Origin of the sequence: Acrocarpospora phusangensis, assembly GCF_016862995.1 — a bacterium.
Taxonomy (GTDB): domain Bacteria; phylum Actinomycetota; class Actinomycetes; order Streptosporangiales; family Streptosporangiaceae; genus Acrocarpospora; species Acrocarpospora phusangensis.
In genome coordinates, this window is sequence record NZ_BOOA01000001.1 from 1 (window position 1) to 21,677 (window position 21,677).

Annotated in this window: 22 protein-coding genes; 10 read left to right on the forward strand and 12 right to left on the reverse strand. The window is 69.6% G+C overall.

The features are described from left to right. Nucleotides 1-416: hypothetical protein (locus Aph01nite_RS00005; RefSeq protein ID WP_204038574.1), on the forward strand; the 416-nt coding region annotated here is incomplete at its 5' end. A 257-nt stretch (nt 417-673) separates the two neighbouring features. On the opposite strand, the gene Aph01nite_RS00010 is transcribed toward Aph01nite_RS00005, so the two are convergent. Continuing rightward, nucleotides 674-1,213 (reverse strand): hypothetical protein, encoded by a 540-nt coding sequence (locus Aph01nite_RS00010; RefSeq protein ID WP_204038575.1) that lies wholly within the window; start codon nt 1,211-1,213, stop codon nt 674-676. Nucleotides 1,214-1,409: 196 nt separating this feature from the next. After that, nucleotides 1,410-3,215: an AfsR/SARP family transcriptional regulator gene (locus Aph01nite_RS00015; RefSeq protein WP_204038576.1), complete on the reverse strand. Its 1,806-nt coding sequence runs from the start codon at nt 3,213-3,215 to the stop codon at nt 1,410-1,412. Between the two features lie 130 nt (nt 3,216-3,345). Between Aph01nite_RS00015 and Aph01nite_RS00020 the strand changes: the two genes are divergently transcribed. Beyond that, nucleotides 3,346-4,266, forward strand: a complete 921-nt coding sequence (locus tag Aph01nite_RS00020) for a hypothetical protein (RefSeq protein ID WP_204038577.1) — start codon at nt 3,346-3,348, stop codon at nt 4,264-4,266. Nucleotides 4,267-4,964: 698 nt separating this feature from the next. Further along, nucleotides 4,965-5,129, forward strand: coding sequence for a hypothetical protein (locus Aph01nite_RS00025; protein WP_204038578.1), 165 nt, complete (start codon nt 4,965-4,967; stop codon nt 5,127-5,129). Between the two features lie 85 nt (nt 5,130-5,214). On the opposite strand, the gene Aph01nite_RS00030 is transcribed toward Aph01nite_RS00025, so the two are convergent. Both Aph01nite_RS00030 and Aph01nite_RS00035 read right to left on the reverse strand, forming a co-directional pair. Beyond that, the gene (locus Aph01nite_RS00030) at nt 5,215-5,613 is read right to left on the reverse strand and encodes a hypothetical protein (protein WP_204038579.1); all 399 of its coding nucleotides are present in this window, start codon (nt 5,611-5,613) and stop codon (nt 5,215-5,217) included. Nucleotides 5,614-5,631: 18 nt separating this feature from the next. Further along, nucleotides 5,632-6,192: a hypothetical protein gene (locus Aph01nite_RS00035; RefSeq protein WP_204038580.1), complete on the reverse strand. Its 561-nt coding sequence runs from the start codon at nt 6,190-6,192 to the stop codon at nt 5,632-5,634. 39 nt (nt 6,193-6,231) lie between these two features. Between Aph01nite_RS00035 and Aph01nite_RS00040 the strand changes: the two genes are divergently transcribed. After that, on the forward strand, nt 6,232-6,690 hold the full coding sequence (locus Aph01nite_RS00040; protein WP_204038581.1) for a hypothetical protein: 459 nt from the start codon (nt 6,232-6,234) through the stop codon (nt 6,688-6,690). Between the two features lie 138 nt (nt 6,691-6,828). Here Aph01nite_RS00040 and Aph01nite_RS00045 read toward each other — a convergent pair whose 3' ends face one another. Together Aph01nite_RS00045 and Aph01nite_RS00050 are read right to left on the reverse strand one after the other, a co-directional pair. Beyond that, nucleotides 6,829-7,788, reverse strand: a complete 960-nt coding sequence (locus Aph01nite_RS00045) for an HD domain-containing protein (RefSeq protein WP_204038582.1) — start codon at nt 7,786-7,788, stop codon at nt 6,829-6,831. Nucleotides 7,789-7,805: 17 nt separating this feature from the next. After that, nucleotides 7,806-8,153 carry a PadR family transcriptional regulator gene (locus tag Aph01nite_RS00050; protein WP_239161284.1) on the reverse strand — a complete coding sequence of 116 codons (348 nt, stop codon included), beginning with the start codon at nt 8,151-8,153 and terminating at the stop codon, nt 7,806-7,808. Between the two features lie 246 nt (nt 8,154-8,399). On the opposite strand from Aph01nite_RS00050, the gene Aph01nite_RS00055 reads away from it, so the two are divergent. Next, complete coding sequence (locus Aph01nite_RS00055; RefSeq protein WP_204038583.1) at nt 8,400-10,658, forward strand: esterase-like activity of phytase family protein; 2,259 nt, start codon at nt 8,400-8,402, stop codon at nt 10,656-10,658. 56 nt (nt 10,659-10,714) lie between these two features. Here Aph01nite_RS00055 and lexA read toward each other — a convergent pair whose 3' ends face one another. Further along, entirely contained in the window at nt 10,715-11,383 is a 669-nt protein-coding gene (gene lexA / locus Aph01nite_RS00060; protein ID WP_239161299.1) for a transcriptional repressor LexA, read from the reverse strand. A 135-nt stretch (nt 11,384-11,518) separates the two neighbouring features. On the opposite strand from lexA, the gene Aph01nite_RS00065 reads away from it, so the two are divergent. From Aph01nite_RS00065 to Aph01nite_RS00085, 5 genes are all read left to right on the forward strand, one after another. After that, a complete protein-coding gene (locus tag Aph01nite_RS00065; protein WP_204038584.1) occupies nt 11,519-13,375 on the forward strand; it encodes an RCC1 domain-containing protein in 1,857 nt (618 codons plus the stop codon). Between the two features lie 129 nt (nt 13,376-13,504). Then, entirely contained in the window at nt 13,505-14,938 is a 1,434-nt protein-coding gene (locus tag Aph01nite_RS00070) for an MFS transporter (RefSeq protein WP_204038585.1), read from the forward strand. Between the two features lie 168 nt (nt 14,939-15,106). Then, nucleotides 15,107-15,484: a hypothetical protein gene (locus Aph01nite_RS00075; RefSeq protein ID WP_204038586.1), complete on the forward strand. Its 378-nt coding sequence runs from the start codon at nt 15,107-15,109 to the stop codon at nt 15,482-15,484. A gap of 20 nt (nt 15,485-15,504) precedes the next feature. Further along, nucleotides 15,505-15,852 carry a hypothetical protein gene (locus Aph01nite_RS00080; protein ID WP_204038587.1) on the forward strand — a complete coding sequence of 116 codons (348 nt, stop codon included), beginning with the start codon at nt 15,505-15,507 and terminating at the stop codon, nt 15,850-15,852. Nucleotides 15,853-16,221: 369 nt separating this feature from the next. Next, nucleotides 16,222-16,575, forward strand: coding sequence for an STAS domain-containing protein (locus tag Aph01nite_RS00085; RefSeq protein WP_204038588.1), 354 nt, complete (start codon nt 16,222-16,224; stop codon nt 16,573-16,575). Nucleotides 16,576-16,587: 12 nt separating this feature from the next. Here Aph01nite_RS00085 and Aph01nite_RS00090 read toward each other — a convergent pair whose 3' ends face one another. The 5 genes from Aph01nite_RS00090 to Aph01nite_RS00110 all read right to left on the reverse strand — a co-directional run bounded on the left by Aph01nite_RS00090 (nt 16,588) and on the right by Aph01nite_RS00110 (nt 21,611). Further along, entirely contained in the window at nt 16,588-17,148 is a 561-nt protein-coding gene (locus tag Aph01nite_RS00090) for a DUF6461 domain-containing protein (protein ID WP_204038589.1), read from the reverse strand. Between the two features lie 140 nt (nt 17,149-17,288). Beyond that, nucleotides 17,289-17,813 carry a hypothetical protein gene (locus Aph01nite_RS00095; RefSeq protein ID WP_204038590.1) on the reverse strand — a complete coding sequence of 175 codons (525 nt, stop codon included), beginning with the start codon at nt 17,811-17,813 and terminating at the stop codon, nt 17,289-17,291. 107 nt (nt 17,814-17,920) lie between these two features. Beyond that, nucleotides 17,921-20,416 carry an ABC transporter permease gene (locus Aph01nite_RS00100; RefSeq protein ID WP_204038591.1) on the reverse strand — a complete coding sequence of 832 codons (2,496 nt, stop codon included), beginning with the start codon at nt 20,414-20,416 and terminating at the stop codon, nt 17,921-17,923. Next, nucleotides 20,413-21,105, reverse strand: a complete 693-nt coding sequence (locus Aph01nite_RS00105; RefSeq protein ID WP_204038592.1) for an ABC transporter ATP-binding protein — start codon at nt 21,103-21,105, stop codon at nt 20,413-20,415. Before Aph01nite_RS00105 ends, Aph01nite_RS00100 begins: the two co-directional genes overlap by 4 nt. Continuing rightward, nucleotides 21,102-21,611, reverse strand: a complete 510-nt coding sequence (locus Aph01nite_RS00110) for a PadR family transcriptional regulator (RefSeq protein WP_204038593.1) — start codon at nt 21,609-21,611, stop codon at nt 21,102-21,104. The genes Aph01nite_RS00105 and Aph01nite_RS00110 overlap by 4 nt, the downstream gene beginning before the upstream one ends. Nucleotides 21,612-21,677 lie beyond the last annotated feature (66 nt).

Genomic DNA, 21,677 nt, shown 5'->3' on the forward strand with positions numbered 1-21,677 from the left:
GCGCCGGACTGCTGGGCGCGACCCCCGCGCACGCCAACCCCACCACAAAGGAGCGGATCGAAGGTCCGACGGGCCTTGAGGGCCTCAAGTTCGCCGGGGGAGACATCAGTAGCGGAGTGGCGGGTGTCATCACGTTCAAGGTGTTCCCGAACGGCAGCTGGAACATCGCCGCCGACGCCGGCAACGGGAACATCGCCGGCCGCTGGTACCGCTGGCGATGCCTCCTGGAATTCAATTACCCCCCGGGTACGCAGAACGTCGTCGGGACGGTGAGCTTCACGACGGGCAGAGAGTGGGTCCCCGGGTGGGGGAAGCGCCGCAGCATCACCGCCAGCGGAAACTTTTTCGGGATCGCGTCCGGCTTCAATCAACTTGTGGATCACGGTACGGCCGAATGTGACATCGTCATCGGCTGATGGTTCGCCGGACTCGGCGGGACCGGCACGCTCAGGTGACGGGCCAGAGCCAGCGAACAATCTTCGGCACGCACAGGCAGCTGCGGACGGTCCTGGACACGTACGTCCGGCACTACGGCCGGTATCGTCCGGTTCGGACGGGTGGGGCCTGCGCGCGAGATCGCCCGATCGGGTGACTCGCACGCGGGCTTATCGTCAGAAGATGAGCGGACGGAGGCGGAGATCTTGCTGATCGCCGGATCGGCTCCGCGTGGACGTCACGCTGTGGCGCAGATCGCGTAGCCTCCCAGGGACCAGCTCTCGTCGCTCCGGGCGAGCCTCTCGGCCTCAACCTCGACCTGGGTCGACTGGCCACCGACCAGGTTCTGGGTGACGTCGAGGTTGTGGACCCCGATCTCCCCCTCGCGCGCGGTCAGGTCGATCATGCTGATGACGTGACCACCACTGAGGAGTCGCTTGCCCGAAGCGCAGGTCCCGGTGACTTCCATGCCGTCGACATCGTCGAAGGCGTGACCGATGCTCGAGAAGGCGAGCCCACTGACCGAGTCGGCGCAGATCGCCCAGCCCCGCAGGCTCCAACTCCCCGAGTAGGAATCCTCCTCGTGGGCTTGCAGAAATACGGCGGTGGGCGTTGTGTTGAATCCTCGCGGACGCACTTCGTTGACGATTGCCTGGCCGGCTCCATTGTCGACGGCGAACCCACTGCCGGTCATCACCTTGCCGACATCGCATGCCGCTTCCGCGTTCCGGGAGGAGGCGCTGCTCGAACCGGCTGACGGGCCCGACACGAGTTCCATGCCCGGGAGCGGGTTCACGCAGAAGACCTGAATGCCGAGCTGCCAGTTGGCGCTGGTCGCGTCCGTCTCGATGGCGGTCGCGTCCGATATGCAGACCTTCCGGCTGCATATCGGACAGCACCGAGATCGCACGACGCGTGCATCGCCGTACGATCGGGCACCATCAGCGGAGCGAGAGCCTGCCCGAACCCGGCGGTCAGGAGGTCAGGGCGCAGCCGCGGTCCGGGAAGGCGCGGGCGAGTTCCTCCGCGTAGGCGCGCAGCAGGTCGTGGAAGCCGTAGCGGCCGGGGGCGGGCTGCTCGACCAGGCGGACCTGGGCGAGTTCGCCGAGCAACGTCCTGGCCTGGTGCTCGGGCACGCAGGCCAGGGCCGCCACGGACGCCGCGTCGAAGTCCGGCCCCGGATGCCGGGCCAGGAGCCGGAACAGCCGTGCCGCGGGCTGGCTGAGGCTGAGGTAGGACCAGGAGAAACCGGCGCGCACGTCGGTGGCCGGGTCGCCGCTGCCCAGCGTGCTCAGATCTGACCTGATCCCGCGTACCTCGTCGGCGAAGGCGGCCAGCGGGAAGCCGGGGTGGGAGGCGGCGCGGGCCGCCATGATCGCCAGGGCCAGCGGCAGGCGTTCGCATCGGGCGACTATCTCGCCGACCGCGTCGGGTTCGGCGGCCACCCGGTCCGAGCCGAGACGCCGGGCCAGCAGGTCCCTGGCCTCGGCCTCGGTGAGCAGATCGAGCGGGATCGGATGGGCGCTCTCCCTGGCCACCAGGCCGGAGAGCTGGCCCCGGCTGGTGACGATCACCAGGCCCTCGCGTGCGCCCGGGAGCAGCGGGCGGACCTGCGCGGCGTCCCGCGCGTTGTCCAGCACCACGAGCATTCTGCGGCCCGCGAGCAGGCTCCGGTACAGGCTGAACCGGTCCTGGTGGCCGTGCTGGGCGGGCACCCCGAGCGCGTCCAGGAACCCTCGGACCGCCTCGGCGGGTTCCAGCGGGGATCCGCTCGGATCGAAGCCCCTCAGGTTAACGAAAAGCTGGCCGTCCGGGAAGCGGCGGGCGATCCGATGCGCCCAGTGCACGGCGAAGGCGGTTTTGCCGACCCCGGCGGTGCCCGACACGACGAAGATCCTGGCCGCCAGTGAGTCGCTGGTGAGCAGCCGATCCAGGTGGTCGAGGAGCCCCGCACGGCCGGCGAATCCGGCCACGTCGGCCGGCAGCTGGGCGGGCATGGGCGGCGCGGGGGTCCAGGCGGGGCGGTTGTGGGCGCCGCCGAGTTCGGGGTCGTCGCGGAGGATGGCCGCGTGTAACTCCTGCAGCGGCGCGCCGGGATCCAGGCCCAGTTCCCCGTTGAGCGCCCTGCGCAGCCGCTGGTAGGCGTGGAGCGCGTCCGCCTGGCGTCCACACCGGTGCAACGCGAGCATGAGCTGCCCAGCCAACCGCTCCCGCAGCGGGTTCGCGGCGACGAGCTCGGTCAGCTCGCCCACCAGCGCGCCCGGCGGGCCGAGCGCGAGCTCCAGGTCGAGGCACCGCTCCAGGGCCGCGAGCCGGTCCTCCTCCAGCCGTGCCGCGGCCGCCGCCATGATCCGGCCGGCCAGGCCCGCCAGGGCGGGGCCGCGCCAGAGCCGCAACGCCGACCGCAGCCCGTGGGCCGCCGCGGCGGGCCGGTCCCGCGCCAGGCGCACGGCTCCGGCGACCCGGTCGGCGAAGACCTGCGCGTCCAGCGCCCCGTCGGCGGGCCGGATCCGGTACGTTCCCCGGTCCGCGACGATCACGGGCTCCCGGGTCAGGGCGTCGCCGATCGCCCTGCGTACGGCCGATACGCAGTTCTGCACCTGCCGCCTGGCGGTCAGCGGCGGGCGGTCCTCCCAGAGCACGTCGACGAGGTACTCCAGTGACACGACCTGGTGGGGGTTGACCAGCAGCGCGGCGAGCACCGCGCGTTGCCGGCCGATCAGCGGCACGACGCCGTGGCCGATGACGACCTGCGGCGGTCCGAGGATGCGGAACTCCACGGCACGAAGGTAAGCGCCGCGGGGCCCGCCGTACTGCGCAGTCCTGCACAGATGCAGCGGCAATGCGGAACTCGTGCGACGGACGTGAACACTCCCCGGTGGATCCTCGTCGAGATTCTGGGAGTGAGACATGAGAATGAGCCGAAGTCGGCTGGCCGCCCTCGCCGGCGCCGCCGTCCTGCTGGCCACGAGCGTCGTGGCCGGGTCGGCCACACCCGCGTCGGCCGCCCTGCCCGGCCTGGAGCGGGTGTTCGCCGCCGCCCCGATCAATCCGGACGCGCTCAAGAACGTGCACGTCACCTGCCCGACGGGCAAACAGCTGGTCGGCGCCACGTACGTGCTCAGCGGCAACTCGGCGGGCAACGTCGTGGTCGACGACTTCGTCCCGAACATCATCCCGAACGGGAACCCCAACCCGCAGGCGCCGACGGACATCGGCCTGACCGCGTACGCGGTGGACTCCTTCAGCTCCTCCTGGGGAGCGACCGTGATCGCCTTCTGCGTCAATCCGCTGCCCGGACTGGAGGTCGTGGCCGGCGTGCCAGACCCTCTCGGCTCCAACGACTTCCACACCGACGTGGCGTCCTGCCCGTCCGGCAAGGTGCTGACCGGCAGCGGTTACTCGATCGACGGCGCCGAGGGCGAGGCAGTGCTGGACGACTGGGTGCCCAACGGCGGCGCCGCGACCGCGCCGACGTCCGTGTCCATGATCGCCTACGAGGAGGACTCCTTCGCGGGCGCCTGGACTCTCCAGGCGTTCGCCATCTGCGCCAACCCGGTCAGCGGCCTGGTCCGCGTCACCGGCCCCGCCGTGGGGGGAGCCGGCGACAGCCACAACTCCATCGCGACGTGCACGGGCAGCCGGGTGCTGATGAGCGCCGGCTTCGAGGTCATCGGGGGGACCGGCGAGGTCGCCGTGGACGACCTCATCGTCACCCGCCAGTTCAACGCGAATCAGCAGTCCATCGGCGTCGAGGGCATCGCCCACGAACTGGACCCGCTCAGCTCGAGCTGGTCGATGACGTCGTACGCGGTCTGCGCGAACCCGTGACGGCTCCGGGGACGGCACCCCGGCGACGACGGTCAAATCCTCCACGAAATGGGCGAAATAAGGGTCGCCTCTCGGCGGGAGCAAACGACGCTCCCGAACCGCTCCGAACGGGCATCAACCTTCCCCTAGATTCCGCCCAAACGGGGATATATGGAGAAACCCCAGGTCAAACCATGATCGGAACTACACCGACACGGAAGAGGTCACTGGTTCAATCCCAGGCCCGTCCACCCAGCTCCGTTGCACACCAGGTCCGACCTGGTCGAACATGAATCAAAGCCCCAGCTCACGGCCGATACCGGGAGCTGGGGCTTCTTGTTGCCTGCGGTTGATCGCGGCACTCGCCATCACCGTGCTGACCTCACCACTACCAAGATCTGCCAGGCCGCCCCCCTGCCGGACCTGACCAGGCCTGAGAACGCCTCGTCTCTGATCCGCCGAGCACGGCGCCGGGCCAAGGAGCGCTGTTACGTCTGCGGACGCCCCGGCCGGGCAGGGGACCGCATCATCCCCATTGCCGAAGGCGACACCTGGGGAGCACCCGGCCTGCATCCGCGATGCCTGCCACAAGACCGAACGGCCCACGAGGCTGCGCGAGGGAGGGCGAAACACCGATGACCCGTTCCGGCTGTGACGGCTACTGCGGCTCCTGCGTGACCCCATGCTTCCTGCGGGGCTCTGCCACTCCCGCAGACCCCATGACCGACCCTGAGGTCGCCTACAGCGAACTGGCCGACGACATGGACAAGTCCGACGCCGAAGCCCTGGGCTGCACCGGCTGGGACGACAGCCCGGCCGAATGCCCGCCCGAGGCGTGCACCGGCAACTTCTTCTGCCTGGCCAGCTATGCCAAGCCCGAGTAGGTCTCCCGCCCGACCCCAGATGGACAACCGGCACACCGACCGCGCCGACATCGGCGAGAAACCCCCGGTCATTGATCTGGTCGTTTCAAGACCGTTGACCATGGAATCGGGCGGTCACTCGATCTTCGGAGGTCTGCCCCGGATCATTCGGGATACCTCTGATCCACAGCACGAGGCTCGTCATGAGGGCGATGGCGCCGAGTCCTGCGCGGATGTAGATGGCGGAGTGAGTACGCCCATGACGAGCAGATTCGGGTTCGGTCTGCACCTCTTCGGTTGATCGCCTGTCCTCCAGACCGTTGACCAGGGCCTCTTGGACATCTGCCGTGACCGATCGGATCGCGAGGCGATCCAGTAAGTAGACGATCAGCCCGAAAGCCGCGACCTGCGTGTGCTGTCGAAAATGACAGCCACCGGCTGGTTCGTGCTCCGGCACGTACGAGAGGAGTCCGTCGGCTTCGCCCGGGATATCGAACGGAAGCACGCGCAGGGGCGTACGCCGTCACTCTTCGGGCTGGTCTCGTAGCAGGCGGGCCTGCTCGAGGATGAAGGGGTCCACGCGCGGGTCGTCAGCGTAAGCCAGGATGCCGTCGACCAGCTCCGCCGACCTGGCGGTGTGTCCTGAGGCCGAGTGCACCACGGCCAGATTGAACGTCAGCGCGAGTTCGTGGGACAGGAGGTCGTGGCCGGCCAGCAGGGAGATGGCGTGTTCGAAGACCTCCACCGCCTCGGCCGGCCGATCCAGGTGCAGCAGGCATTGCGCGCGTTTGTCGAGCAGGGGCACCCGGTCCAAATCGATCAGGTTCGCGTCGTCCAGCGCCCGGTCGATCAGGGACAGGCAGGCCGGGTAGTCCTGTTGTCGCCACGCCTGCCGCCAGCCGACCAGGTCGCCGTTCTCCACCAGGTCGAATACGCCCACGCCGTCCGGCCATGCGGCGAGGTAGCCGCGACGGAAGTTGTACCACTTCGACGCGGTGAATCCGGACATCAACGGGATCATGTCGGTGGCGCACTGGGCCGGCGACGGCGGCAGGTACAGGTATCGAATGGTGGCGAAGTCCAAAGCGGCGACGTCGAAGTCGCCTTCGCTGAAGTTGCCTTCGTGCGCGTCCCGGACCGGCTGCTTGAGGTACGCGAGGAGTTCTCCCGCTATCGCCGGTACTTCGCAGAATTCAAGGCCGAACTGCAGCAGGCGGAGAGCATCAAGCGCCGTGCCGAGTTGCTCACCCGATACCGGCGGCTGCTGGAACTCGCCAGCGGCCCGCGGGCGGAGGTGGTCACGGCCGTGGAAATGCTCAATTTCGCCGAAACCACCGTCAAGACCGCCGCCGACCCGGCCTCCTTCTCGGCGAGCCTGCTCGCCCAACCGGCCGACTGGCTACGCCGCTGGTGGCAGCGGCGCCCCCTGGCCGTGCTGTTCCGGCTGGACGGCAAGCTCCCGAACCTGACGAACTACCGCGAGCTCATCACCAAACACTGGGGCACGACCATCAACGACGAGGTCCTCCTCGAGTACGCCCGCCACGCGACCGACATCAAACGCCTGATGGGCGCACCCTGATCGCCTATGGCGACGCTGAGGAACCCGGCGGAGGTAATTCTCACGGCTGGCATGTGTCGAGCCATCACCCCTGGCGGACCCCGTTTGGGGGCCCTGCGAGGACATGCATGCCCGCCCCTGGCCGAAGTCGCGCGGGCGCTACCTCCGGCGGGAGACCGCGCTCTCGACTCGCGGGCGGAGCCACTCGATCCCGGCGCCGATGACCGGTGGCACCGTGATCAACATTGCCAGTGCGTCACCGGGGTTGTCGGCCCCCGCCATGAGCACCATCCAGATGAGCAAGGGGGTGAACAGCGCCCATACGCGGAGATTGGACCTGAGGAGCCACCAAGTCGTGAGCAGGAGACGTGCGCGTGCGGCGTCGGTCAGTTCGCGATGACCGAGGCGGTGCCAGCGCAGTACCGCGGCCAGGCGCGGCATGCCCGCGAGAAGCTGGACGGTGAACCGTCGCCGCGTGGGCCGGTCGGGCAGACTGTGCAGGTCGCTCAGCCATTCCTCGAGATAGCGCGCCCGGGCCGCGGGCGGCAGGATCACGGCGCCGGTGCTGATGGCGTGGAAGGCGAGGCCGATCCCATGGCCGTCCGAGGTGTCGTATCTGGCCCTGGCCAGGCTTTCCAGCTCTAGGCGGATCTCGTCCAGGCCGAGTCGCGCCGCGACGGGCACGATGATCTCAAGTGTCTCCCTGCTCCTGAGGCGTATCATCTCAGGCGGCATGACGTCGATGGTCCGCATGTTGTGCAGGCGGTCGGCCAGCTTCAGCGTCAGTATTCGTTCGTTCACCGAACTCGTTGAGGTGTGGTCCCACGCGTGGTACTCGCCAAGGAAATCGACCAGATCATCCCCAAATTCCGCCCGGAGTAGCGATTCGGGACAGTCTGTATCTTCCGGCACGTCGTGGAGGAGCCCCGCGCAGAGCAGCAGCCAGTCGGCGCCGAGTTCCGCGAGGATCACCGCGACGGCCACGGGATGGACGATGTAGGGGTCGCAGGACTTGCGTTTCTGGCCGCGGTGCCAGTAGGCGGCGACAGCGTGGGCCCGTTCGATCTGCTCGACCTGCTCGACCGTGCAGGTGGCGGGGAGGACCGCGCGCAGGGACATGGGCAGGGAAGACTGGATCATGATGGGCCTCCCGCGCTACGCGGCCGGCGGAGCCAATCGGGGATGGACTGGCGACGCGAGGTGTAGGTCTTGGCGATGGCTTCGCGCCCTGATTCGACGCCGTCCCGCGTGATCTTGTAGTAGCGGCGGCGTGGACGTTCCTGGTCGGCGTACGCGTCTGGTTCCTCCCAGTGGCTTTCGATCCAGCCGATGTCCTCGAGCCGGGCGAGGATGGGGTAGATCGTGCCGCTGGGAAGGGAGGTGATGGCGGACAACTCCAGTCCGTACCGCTCCTGGGCGGGATCGGTGAGGAACTCGCGCAGCACCATCTGGACCTGGAGTGTCATCCGTGGAGCGCTGGGCATACTCGTACTCTACATAGGTACCCTCATCGTTGGACGGTGGCCGCCGCGCCATACATGCCTGTCCGAGAGGGGGGCGCCTCCGCCCCGGCCCGGGCCACATCCGTGAAACGCTCAGAACCCGGTCAGCCACATGGGATCACAGATATTCACGGTGCGTTTGGTGTTTTGTTCTGCGTTGGCGGGCTGCGGGGACTTCGCTCTGTCGGAGCGGTTGCTTCAGCCGCCCGACAACTTTCGGAGGTACTTGTGCCCAGCACAAGGTGGCCCGTACCGGCCCTCGCGGCCGCGGCGGTCATCGCCATGCTCGGCGTGACCGTCCCCGCAGCCGGCGCGGCGACGTCACGCGATTCCAAGCCCGATCTCGGCGCTCCCTGCTCGGCCGACGTGGCCCTGCGCGGCTTCACCGACAGCCTGGACAAGACCACGTTCGAGGGCACCCCCGTGGGCGGCCTGTCCGCTCTCGCGCTGCTTCGCGATGACCGCGCCCTGGCCCTCGTGGACAACACCGGCACCGTCCCCGCCCGCCTGTACGACATCGCCCTCACCACCGGGAAGAAGCCCTTCTCGGCCGAGGTGCGCGGCATGACGACGCTGCGGCGGCCGGACGGCGTGCCGTACACCGGCGCCGACTTCGACGGCGAGGGGCTCGTCATCGAGGCCCACGGCCACACCGTCCTGGCCAGTTCCGAGACCGAGCCGTCGATCCGGCGGTTCCGGCTCTCCGACGGCCGGCAGGTCGCCTCCCTCGACGTGCCGGCCAGGTTCCGGGTCACCCCGGCGGGCCAGGCGCAGGTCAACCAGACCTTCGAGTCGCTGACCGCCACGTCCGACGGCAAGGTGCTGTACGCCGGCATGGAAGGGCCGCTGTCCGCCGACGGCCGCGACGCGGCGGGCTCCGGCCTGCAGCGCATCCTGCGGTACGAGGGCAGCTCCGGCGGCACCTACACCCCCGCCGCCCAGTACGCCTACCGCACCGACCCCGGCCTCGGGCTGGTCGAACTGGTGGCGCTCGGCGACGACCAGTTCCTGGCGCTGGAGCGCGGCTTCACCGCGGGCGTGGGCAACACCGTGCGCGTGTACCGGGTCTCCGCCACCGGCGTGCCGGACGTCTCCGGCGTCGCCTCGCTGTCCACCCTGACCGACCCGCGCGCCTGGCTCGGCAAGCGGCTCCTGGCCGACCTCGTCAACTGCCCGCCGTCGGGGGCGACGGCCAAGCAGCCCCAGCCGAACCCGCTGCTGGACAACATCGAGGGCATGGCGCTCGGCGACCGGCTGGAGGACGACACCCGCATCCTCTACCTGATCTCCGACGACAACAACAGCGCGACGCAGATCACCCGCGTGTACGAGCTGAGCGTCCGGATCCCGGACGAGGCGCGGCTGAGGGACCGGGCGCTGCTGTCCGCGACCGACTACCAGCCCGGCCCCGTCTCCGGCACGCAGCTGCCGCCGACGCCCGTCAACGGGATCACGCCGCCGTTCGCCGGCCAGCCGATCCCGGGCTTCTCCGCGGTGATCCCGGCCACCCGTGGTTCCAAGTCCGCCAACCGTCTGCTCGCCATGCCGGACAACGGGTTCGGCGCGAAGAACAACTCGGCCGACTTCCTGCTCCGGGCGTACGTCATCGAGCCGGACTACCGGAGCGGCGAGATCGAGGTGCGCAGCCACATCAGCTTCCGCGACCCGGACCGCAAGGTGCCGTTCCCGATCGTGAACGAGAACACCCCGGACCGGCTGCTGACCGGGGCCGACTTCGACATCGAGTCGCTGGCCTGGGACGCGGACGGCACCCTGTGGATCGGTGAGGAGTTCGGGCCGTACCTGGTCAACACCGACCGTACGGGCAAGGTGCTGCGGGCGCCGATCCCGCTGCCGGACGGCACGAAGTCTCCCCAGTCGCCCGATCTGGCCCCGGGCGAGAGCCCGACCCTGCCGGGCAGCCGGGGGTTCGAGGCCATGGCCGCCGGCGATGACGGGTGGACGCTGTACCCGATCCTGGAGGGCGCCAAGATCAACGAGCCCGACCAGCGCAAGCGGGTGGTGTACGAGTTCGACGTCCGGGCCGGCGCGTACACCGGTCGTACCTGGACCTTCAAGGTCGACGACCCCGGGCTGTTCGTCGGCGACGCGTCGGTGCTCGACGGCCGGCGGCTGCTGCTGATCGAGCGGGACAACAACATGGGCCCGAGCTCGCAGATCAAGCGCCTGGTCGTGACCGACCTCGACGCGGCCGGGGCGGACGGCGTGCTGCCGCGCCGCACCGCCGTGGACCTGCTGCGGATCGCGGACCCGAAGGGCGTCTCCACGCCGGCCCGGCCGAACGAGTACGGCGTCGGCGCGCTGTTCTCGTTCCCGCTGCAGTCGGTCGAGTCGGTGCTGCCGCTGTCGGGCGACCGCGTCGTGGTGGCCAACGACAACAACTTCCCCGGCAACGACGGGCGCATCCCGGGCCGCGCCGACGACACCGAGGTGATCGTCATCGACGTACCGGGCCTGCGCGACTGAGCCAAATCCCGGGCACGGTGGCGAACCGCCATCGTGCCCGGGATCGTGGGCGGTCCTCAGACGCTGCGCAGGACCGACACCACGATGCCCAGCACGACGGCGTCGTCTCCGTCGATGTCGTCGTAGGCGGGGTTGCGCGGTTCGAGGACGACGTGCCCGCCGCGGCGGCGGAACACCTTGACGGTCGCCTCGCCGTCGATCATCGCGGCGACGATCTGGCCGGAGTGCGCTTCGGGCTGCTGCCGTACCACGACGATGTCGCCGTCGCAGATCGCCGCGTCGATCATCGAGTCGCCGCGTACGCGGAGGCCGAACACGGTTCCCCGGCCGATGAGGTCGCGGGGCAGGGTCAGGGTGTCGTCCTCGTACTGGTCGGCCGGGATGGGGGTGCCCGCGGCGATGTCGCCGACCACGGGCACGCTGACCAGGTCGGCGGCGGGTCGCGGCTCCGGGGCGCGCAGGAACAGCCGGACGTCGATCGGCCGGGTCATCGCCGTGCCCCGGCGGAGGAAGCCCAGTTCTTCCAGGATTCTGAGGTGTTTCGACACCGACGAGGGCGAGCGCAGTCCGACCGCCTGGCCGATCTCGCGGGTGCCGGGCGGATAGCCGTACCTGACCACCCAGTCCCGGATCGTGGCCAGGATCCGCTGCTGCCGCGGCGACAAGACCGAAGTATCCAGGTATTCGGCCATGTCAGGATCGTCGTAGGCGGTCACCTGCGACATGCTAAGGCCCAGCACCTCCCGCAGCGTCATCCATCGTGACGGCAGCGCAAGCGGTCCCCATGGCCGCTGCAAGGGCGATCCAAGTGAGACACGTCACATTGCCCGCATACGTGCTCTCACGCGAGGAGGAATCGGATGTTTGTCGGTGCGCTGTTACGGAGGCCCCGAGTCGGGGCGGTGCTGGCTGCCGTGCTGGTGGCCATGGCAGGCGGGGTGGTGACGGCGGGGGCGGCGCAGGCGGCTCCCGTCGGCGTTCCGCCGTCGGGGATAGGCGGCACCGTCACCGCCTGGGGCTGGAACAACCAGGAGCGCGCGTGGGCGACGGTGCCGGCCTCGCTGCGGGGGAAGCGGGTCACGGCGCTCGCCGCGGGCAACCAGCACTTGCTGGCGCTGACCGATGACGGCGCCCTCACCGGCTGGGGCGGGAACCCCTATGGCGCGCAGGTGGTGCCGGATTCGCTGACCGGCAGGAGAGTCACCGCGGTCGCCACCAGTGCGGCCCATTCTCTGGCGCTGACCAGTGACGGAGCCGTCACCGCCTGGGGCTGGAACGACTACGGGCAGTCCACGGTGCCGGCCTCGCTGGCGAACAAGAGGGTCACCGCGATCGCCGCGGGCAACTTCCACTCGCTGGCGCTGACCGACGACGGCGTCATCACCGCCTGGGGCGAGGGCCGTCTCGGTCAGACGACCGTACCGGACTCACTGACGGGCAAGACGGTCACGGCGATCGCCGCGGGCAGTTCCCACTCGCTGGCGCTGACCGATGATGGCGTCATCACCGCGTGGGGCCTGAACAACCACGGGCAGACCACGGTGCCGGCGTCGCTGACCGGCAAGAGGGTCACCGCGATCGCCGCGGGCGACTACCACGCGCTGGCGCTGACCGATGACGGCGCCGTCACCGCCTGGGGCGACAACATCCGCGGGCAGACCTCGGTGCCGGACTCGCTGGCCGGCAGGACCGTCGTCGCGATCGCCACCGGCGAGACTCATTCGCTGGCGCTGACCGGTGACGGCGCCATCATCGGATGGGGCGCGAACCACTTCGGGCAGGCGTCGACGCCGGCGCAGCTGGCCGGCAACCGGGTGACCGCGATCGAGGCCGCGAGCGGCCACTCCCTGGCGATCGCGGTGGACACGACGCCTCCGGTGGTCTCCGGGGTGCCCGCCGCCATCACCGTGCCCGCCACCGACTCCTCCGGCGCGGTGGTGACCTACACCGCCCCCACCGCCGTGGACGCTTTGGACGGCAACGTGCCGGTGAACTGCAACCGGGCCTCCGGGACGCTCTTCCCGATCGGCGCCACCGTCGTCGCCTGCGCCGCCAGCGACACCAGAGGCAACGCCACCATCGTGTCGTTCCTTGTCACGGTCGACCCCTCCCGGGCGGCCAGCGCGGTGTCGGCGACCCTCAACCCGTCCTCCGTCGCGTACGGCGCGGGCGCCCGGATCCAGGTCACCGTCACCGGCGACGTCCCCGACACCGACCCGAGCGGAACCATCCAGGTCTTCGACGGCACGGTGCAGATCGGGACCGAGACCCTGTCGTCCAGCGGCAAGGGAACCGTCACCCTCGCCCGTGACATCCCGGTCGGTACGCACACGCTCCAGGTGCGCTATTCCGGCGACGACCATTACGTCCCCTCCTCCGCCACGGTGACCCTGACGGTCTCCAAGGCGGTCACGACCACGACGCTGTCCCTGAACAAGACCAGCATCACCGTCGGCAAGGACGCCCGCGCGAGCATCGAGGTCACCTCGGAGACCCGCTTCCCCGTGACCGGCACCGTCACCCTGCAGGTGACCGGCCCGGGCGGCGCCACCACCAGCGTGGACGCCACCCTGGACGCCACCGGCCGTACCAGAGTCGACCTGGGCCCCTACACCGAACCCGGAACCGTCACGGTGACCGCGACCTTCCCCGGCTCGGCGTCCTTCCTGCCCGCCACCTCCCCCACCCAGACCCTCACCGTCACCCCCGCCACCTGACACCGGCAACCGCTGAGCTGCTCTGCCCTTGCCGGGGGCAGGGCGGCTCAGCGGATGCGATGACCGTCGACCGGAATCGTCCTAGTGGACGTGGGTAGTCGCCTTCAGCACATCCGCGAGGAGGGTGTGATGAGGCAGATACGCACGAACATCCCGGCACGGCTCGACCGCCTTCCCTGGTCCCGCTGGCATTGGCTCGTCCTCATCGGGCTGGGCACCGTCTGGGTGCTGGACGGCCTGGAGGTGACCATCGTCGGGGTGATCGGGCCAAGGATCACCGAAGAGAACAGCGGACTCGGCCTGACCGCGAGCGAGGTCGGCGTCGCCGCGGCCGTCTACGTCGCCGGAGCATGCCTCGGCGCACTGCTGTTCGGGCACCTCACGGACAGGTTCGGGCGGAAGAAGCTCTTCCTCGTCACCCTCGCCGTCTACCTGGTCGCCACCGTCGCCACCGCGTTCTCGACCGAAGCCTGGTTCTTCTACCTGTGCCGGTTCGTCACCGGCGCCGGCATCGGCGGCGAGTACGCGGCGATCAACTCCGCCATCGACGAACTGATCCCGGCCCGGGTACGCGGCAACGTCGACCTGGTCATCAACGGCTCCTTCTGGCTCGGCACCGCCGTCGGCGCGGCCATCGCCATCCCCCTGCTCAACCCGGACGTGCTGCCCGCCGACATCGGCTGGCGCGTGCTGTTCGGCCTCGGCGCGATCCTGGGGGTGGGCATCCTGCTGGTCAGGCGGCTCGTGCCGGAGAGCCCTCGGTGGCTGTTCATCCACGGCCGCGAGGAGGAGGCCGAGCGGATCGTCACCGAGATCGAGGAAGCCGCGGGCGTCTCCCCGGCCGCGGAAACCGACGAAGGGCTCACCGTCAACCAGCGCAGGCACACGCCGCTCAGGGAGGTCGCCGCCACGCTGGTGCGAACCTATCCACGCCGTACCGTCGTCGGCCTGTCGCTGTTCGTCGGGCAGGCGTTCCTCTACAACGCGGTCTACTTCACGTACGCACTCGTGCTGACGACCTTCTTCGGCATACCGGACGGCTCGACGCCCTGGTACATCATCCCCCTGGCGATCGGAAACTTCTTCGGCCCCGTACTGCTCGGCCGCCTTTTCGACTCCGTCGGCCGCCGCGTCATGATCGCCGGTACGTACGCGCTGTCCGGCGTACTGCTGGCCGGCACCGCTGCCCTGTTCAACGCGGGCGTACTGACGGCCGCGACCTTGACGGCCTGCTGGATGGTCGTGTTCTTCTTCGCCTCGGCGGGAGCCAGCGCCGCGTACCTGACAGTGTCCGAGATCTTTCCCATGGAGACGCGAGCACTGGCGATCGCGCTGTTCTACGCGGTCGGCACCGCACTGGGCGGGATCATCGGCCCGCTGCTGTTCGGCCGCCTGGTGGAAACCACCGATCCGGCCATGGTCGCCCTCGGGTACGTGATCGCGGCCCTGCTCATGACCGCCGCCGGAACGGTGCAGTGGCTGCTCGGCGTCGAAGCCGCACGGCGCTCACTGGAAGACATCGCCAGTCCCCTCAGCCTCCACCAACCCGCGACCAGAACATGAGCAGGATCTACTTGCCCTGATGGCCAGTCTTCGGAGGTGAAGGTCACGCGGGTTCGATCGAGCTGACCGCGTTGGCCGGCGGGAAATCTCACCTCCGAAGGTTTGAAGCACGGGGCGGCTGGGGTAGCTGACCGGGCTTGCGCAAAATCCGACGGAAGGATGACTTCCATGCGCCGCACCATCAGTGTCGCGGCGGCCGTGACGATCGCCGCAGGATTAACGGTGGCGACCCCCGCCGCCGCGACGGCCACCGCCGAGGGCGTCACCGCACGGAGCGCGGACGTGCACAAGAAGTCGCGCGCGTGCAGCAGGCCCAAAGGCAAGAAGTTCAACATCTCCTGGAAGGACGGGGTCTCCTCGACCACGTTCTACTTCAACAACCACTGCCGGCAGACCCAGCGGATCCGCGTCTGGTACGCCTCATCGGGCATGAAATGCAGGGCGATCACCGTCAGGCCAGGGATCAAGGGCAGCAAGAAACTGCACCGGATCTACTACCACAACCTGATGAAGGTCGACTTCGGCAAGTGCCCCTACTGGCCGTGAGCCGTGAAAGGAGGAGCGTCATGCGCCGGATCATCGGCGTGACGAGCGCCGTCATCCTCGCCGCAGGGCTGGTCGCGGCGACGCCGGACGTGGCCGAGGCGGCTGCCGGAAAGAAATCCCTGAAGTGCGTGAAGCCGAAGGGTTCGAAGTTCAACATCTCCTGGTCGCCGGGGACGTCGTCGACCACGTTCTACTTCAACAACCACTGCAGGGAGACTCACCGGATCAAGGTGTGGGCGACCGACTCCGCGTCTCACCTCACCAAATGCGTGAATGTCGCCGTCAAGCCCGGGGTCAAGGGAAAGAAGCGCCTCTGGGGCGTGATCAAGGGCAACATCGACATGGTCACCTTCGGCCGCTGTCCGTGAGCCGTCCTGTCGCGCGTGGCCATGGCAACGGCTCGACGTACATGCGTCCCCTCCTCGGCGACCTGATCGCCGGGGAGGGTGAAACGCCGCATACGAAGGTCGAACGATTACGCCGGCAGATCCCGATCCCGGCCAAGCTTGCCCGGGCTTTGTCCCATCCCGGCGTTCAATTCACCGGAGCCGCTCACTACCAGAAGACCCGTTTCCGAAATCTGATTCCGGCCATGCCAATACGGTTTTATCGTGAAATAGCAGGTCGGACGATCCGGATCATCGTGACCAGGGGACCGCGACTCCTCCCACGCTCTTCTCACGGCGACGACCCACCGACGATCCGTCTGCCACGATCCCGAATCCGGGGAGGGCGCGATGACCACCAACGGCCGGCCGGCAGCCGTGGACACGGCGGCCGAAGGCCACGCGGACGTGCGGCTGCTCTACTCGGACGCCATCCTGTCCATCACGCTCATCGAGACAAGCCATTCCACGCTGGCACAACTCACCGGAGAGATCGACATCTCCAACAGCACCCCCGTCCAGGCCGCACTCACGTACGCCAAGGGACGCGCCCTCCCCCTCGTCATCGACGTCGCCGACGTCACCTTCGTCGACGTGGCGGGCGCCAGAGCACTGATCGAATTCACCCGGCAGGGCCAGGTCCCGCCTGTGGACGTACGCAACATCTCATCCCGGATGCGCTTCCTGCTCGACATGCTTCAGTGATCGAAGCCCGTTTCAGAGCCTCAGCCAGACATCGGGCCCTCCGGCGATCGCCCGGGCGTCTTCCGGTCGCACCCCCGCCCCGGCGCAGCAGTACGCAACGGCCTGACCCTGGTAGAGGTAGACGGCAAGGATCTCCTCGGCCGACAGATGCCCGCCCGCGTCGCCGCCGCCAGGATGCGTGTCGGAGTCCACGACGACGCCGTCCCTCGTCACCTGTCCCTGATTGCCGCTCTTCGGATTGACGAACAAGCTGTAGCAAACGGTGCCGGCGGACAGAGCCTTGGTGACGGCGGGGAGGGTCAGCGCGTACCCCCACGGCTGGGTGAGCACACATCCGCCGGGAACATCGGTCGCTCCGACGATCAGGTCGCCGCCATCGATGTCGGACCAAGGATCGTCGATGAGCGCCTCGACGACCTCCGGATCAGCCGGGACGGCCGCCAGACGGCGGGCGGCGTCGGCCGCCGTGATCCCTGCCACGCACGCCAGCCTCAAGCCTTCCTCGCCGGTGTCGCCCACCGCCGCGATCAAGCGCGGGGCCTGGGCCGCGGCCTCGGCCTCCGCCTCGGACAAGCCCATACCCCCTGGAGGAAAGGGATGTGGACGTGGGACCTGCATGATCAATCCTGCCGTACCGCGTGGGTTTTCGTACCAGAAGCCGACCTCTCGTCCAGGCGGACCCTGTCTCTTGAATCCGGCCAGTTCAGGTAGGGCTACATCTTGCTCGGGACCTTGCCGTTCAAGTCGTAGATGGTCTGCCACTGGCCCTTGTTGAAGAGGTGGCGGCCCCACTTGTCGCTCTGGCTCACGCGGACCTTGACCAGGTCGACGTTGCGCTTCGAGACGTTGAAGGACTTGTAGTTCGGGCCGCACCACTTGACGTCGTGCCAGTCCCAGCGGTCCCGGGCCCGGTGGATCTTGATTTCGAGGACGGCGCACTTGCCGTGGTCCAGGTTCCACAGTTCGCCCTTCACCCGGACCCTGTTGGACTTGATCTCGGGGGCCACGTCGGCGATGACGTCGCCCTCGGCCTTGGCCTTCTCGTTCTTGGCGTGGTACGGGCCCCAGTGGTACTCGTACGTGGCCCAGGTGACGGTGGGGTTGGGGGTGGTGGGGTGGGTGGTCGCGGCGTTCGCCGTACTGGTGGAAGTGGCGAGGGCCAGGGCGACGAGAGGGGCCGCTGCGGCGGCCGCCGCGAGGGCCGCGCGGGCCGGGTGGATTCTGCTGCGGGTGGTCATGATCGGTCTCCTTGTGGTCGGGCGCGTCCGGATGACAGCGCCTCGACCACAAGGGCGGGACATTCCGTTCCAAGGCGTGCCACCCGCCTGCCCGTCCTGGACCGGCGTCACAGGTGCCGGCGGGCGAGGGGCAGCCTGGTCCTCGTGACCAGCGCCGCCGCGGTCGCCAGCAGGGGCAGCCCCACCACGACGGCGATCACGAACGGCCACGGGACGGCGATCGTGGCCGGGTCTCCGGCGCCGCGCGTCGTCATCGGGCGGCTCAGCGCCACACCTGTCACCGCTCCCGCGACCAGCCCCACCAGCGCGCCGAGCCCGGAGATGTACAGGGCCTGGCCCGCCACGACCAGCCGCAACGTCCCGGGCGGGGCGCCGATGGCCGCCATCGTCGCCCGGTCGGGCCGCATGTCGGCGGCGGCCAGGCGGGTCGCGGTCAGCGTGCCGCCCACGACGAGGACGAGCGCGCCGACCAGCCAGCCCCACAAGCCGGGGTCGGGCGTGTTGCGATAGCCCATCTCGGAGGCGACCGTGATGCGGGAATTCACCTTGCCGAGGTCGCGCCACAGCGTCGAATCGCCCGGCAGCGAGTGCATGGCGTAGAGCTGGCGCTCCACCGTCCTGAAACCGGCCTGCTCGACCAGGGCGCGCGGCAGCAGGGCGCCACCCTGGTGCTCCTCGGCCGGGGTGGCCACCACCGCGGGCACCTCGACCGTGCGCGGCGGGCCGGACGTGGAACCCGCCCGGAGTCTCAGCTTGCCGTCCCGCACCGCGGCCGGGTCGAACACCACGGCCTTGCCGCTCTCCAGCGCCGCGACCGCCCGCGGGTCGTGGCGGCCCTGCAGCAGCTTGAGCAGGACCGGGTCTCCGACGGCCACGGTACGGCGCGTCCGCGTCCCGTTCCACCGGATGATGTACCGCAGGGTGTACCGGCGGTTCTCGGCGTCCCGTATCTGGTAGCCGGAGGCCAGCGACACGCCCGGCAGCAGGCGGACCGCTTCGCCGCGGAGCTTCGACCAGGCCGCGTCGCCCATGCTGCCGCCCCAGATCGCCAGCATGCCGGTCGGGCGCGCCGAAGTGTAGGCGTTCCGCCGGTCCATGTACTCGCTATACGACCCGATGCTCACCGCCACGACCGTGGCCGTGACCGCGAAGACGGCCGCCACGGCGCTGACCGTACGGGATCGGTGGCGGACCGCGTCACGGACGGACACCCGCAGCGGAGGGCGCAGGCGCGCGGCCGGCCGTCCCGTGAAGCGGATCAGCCAGGGCGTCAGCATCAGGAGGCCGAACAGGACGAGCATCGCGGAGGCGTACACCCACACCGTGTCCGACTGGCGTCGCGCCACGACGGTCGCGACCAGCCCGGCCAGCACCAGCGCGGCCCCCACCAGCGGCCATCCCCGCCGATCGCCCGCCGTGGACGCGCGGCCGGCCAGCACGGTCGCGGTGTTCTGCCGGGCCGCCTGCACGGCGGGGACCAGCGCGGCCACGAGCCCGCTGAGCAGGCCCAGCGCGGCGACGCCCAGGATCGGCCCCCACGGCACGTCCGGCGGGCCGAGCCGCCCGCCCGAGCGCGCCACGACCGGGGCGGCCAGTAGTCCGGCCCCGATGCCCAGCGCCGTCGCCACGAGGGTCGCGGCGCCGCCGAGCACCAGTCCGTCGGCCAGCACGATCGTCCGCAAGTGCCGGGCCGAGCCGCCCTGCGCCGCGATCTGGGCCAGTTCCCCGCGCCGTCTCCGTAGCCCGACCGCGAAGGCGGGCCCGGCCATCAGCACGGTCACCAGCATCCCCGTGATCACGAGGCCGCCGATCGCGACCGTGTACCGGACGCCGACGCCGGTGGGATACAGCGGAGAGGGCGGGTCTGTGATCATGGCGCGGGATATTACGTACAGGCCGGCCTTGTTCAGCGCGGGCACCTCGGCCCAGGGCACGGGCGCCGTGGTGTCGGCGAGCCATCCGGTGCCCTGCTCGTCGGGGGTCCAGATGTCCTCCGGCACCGACAACGGGAGATCCGGGCCCACGACCATCCGGCGCGACGGCTCGTGCGGGTGCTCGACCACGCCCACCACGGTCAGCGGCGCCGCGCCGTCCGGACGCAGGATGTCGCCGGGCCGCAGGCCGTACGCGGAGGTCACCGCGACCTCGCGGGCGGAGGGGAACCTGCCTTCGCTCAGCGTCAGCATCCCCTTGGTCAGGGGATCGCGCAGGTCGGTCTCCAGCGCGTCGACCCGCGCGGTGCCCAGCCGGAGCACACCGACGTTGTAGGGGATCAACCGGGTTCCCGGCGGGAGCAGTTCCGCGACCTCGGCGGCGCTGAGGCCGGGCCAACGCGGCCGGTTGCCGTCCGAGTGCCAACTCGCCCCATACGGCTCCTGCTGGAGCTCCGTGCCCTCGGGGATCTGCACGAGGTGGGCGTCAGCCGCGCCGAGTCGGGCCGTCAGGTCTTCCTGCGGGGTGACGGTCACGGTCGCGAGGTAGGTGAGCAGCGCCGTCAGCACCAGGATGGGTAAGCCGATCATCACCATGATCAGTGTGCTCCGCCCCCGGGCACGCCACGCGCTTCTGCGGGCGATGCGCAGCCCGGCCCGGAGGGCGCTCATCGGGCGCTCGCCAGCGGCACGTCCGTGGAGTCCGCGATCTCCCCGTCGCGGAGGAACACCACCCGATCGGCCCAGGCCGCGTAGCGCGGCTCGTGCGTGACCAGCAGGACCGTCGCTCCCGCGTCGCAGCGGCCGCGTAATATGCGCAGGATCTCGTCGCCGGCGCGGGTGTCGAGCGCGCCGGTCGGCTCGTCGGCCAGCAGCAGGCGCCGCTCCCCGACCAGGGCGCGGGCGATGGCGACCTGCTGGCGCTGGCCGCCGGACAGCTCGTCGGGGAAACGGCCGGCCATGTCCGCCAGGCCGATCTCCCCCAGTACGGCCATGGCCTCCTGCCGGGCGCGGCGGAACCGCACGCCGTCGAGCTCGCGGGGCAGCATCACGTTCTCCACCGCCGTCAGCGACGTGATCAGGTTGAGGTCCTGGAAGACGTAGCCGACCTGCCGCCGCCGCAGCCCCGCCAGGTCACGTACGCCGGCCAGATCCTCGTCATAGAGGAAGACCGCCCCCGACGTGGGCCGATCGAGCCCGCCCGCCAGATTGAGCAGGGTCGACTTCCCCGACCCGGACGGCCCCATGACCGCCACCAGCTCGCCCGCGCCGACCTCAAGGCTCACGCCCTTCAGCGCGTGTACGGCTGACGCCCCCTCACCATGGACCCTGTCCACCTCGGCAAGGCGCACGACCGTCATCTTTCCTCCTTGAGTACGGCCTCGCAGTGGTCCAGCCACCGCTGCTCGGCCTCAGCCTGGAAGATCATGGAATCGAGCACGAGCCGCTGGGCGACGCCCTCCGTGGCGGCTCGTTTGGCCCTGGTCAGCTGCTGGAGGGCGCGCATGGTCGCCGTACGCTGCCTGCGGATGACGTCGGTGACGTCCACGTTCTTCCCGGCGACGGCCATGGCCAGCTTGATGACGAGCTCGTCCCGCGGCCGGTCGGACTGGACGACGGGGGTGCTGAACCATCGGTCCATTTCCGCCCGGCCGGCCGCGGTGATGGTGTAGACGACCCGGCCCTGCTCGTCCGATTCGCCCGGTTCGACCAGGCCGTCACGCTCCATGCGGGACAGCGTCGTGTAGACCTGGCCGATGTTGAGCGGCCAGGTCGCCCCGGTCGACGCCTCGAACTCCACCCGCAACTGGTAGCCGTGCCGGGGCCCTCTGCTGAGCAAGGCGAGCAGCCCGTGCCTGATCGACATACATACGAAGTATGCATATTCAGTATGCACCGCGCAAGGAATCCGCCACGTTCGGCATCGGCGCAT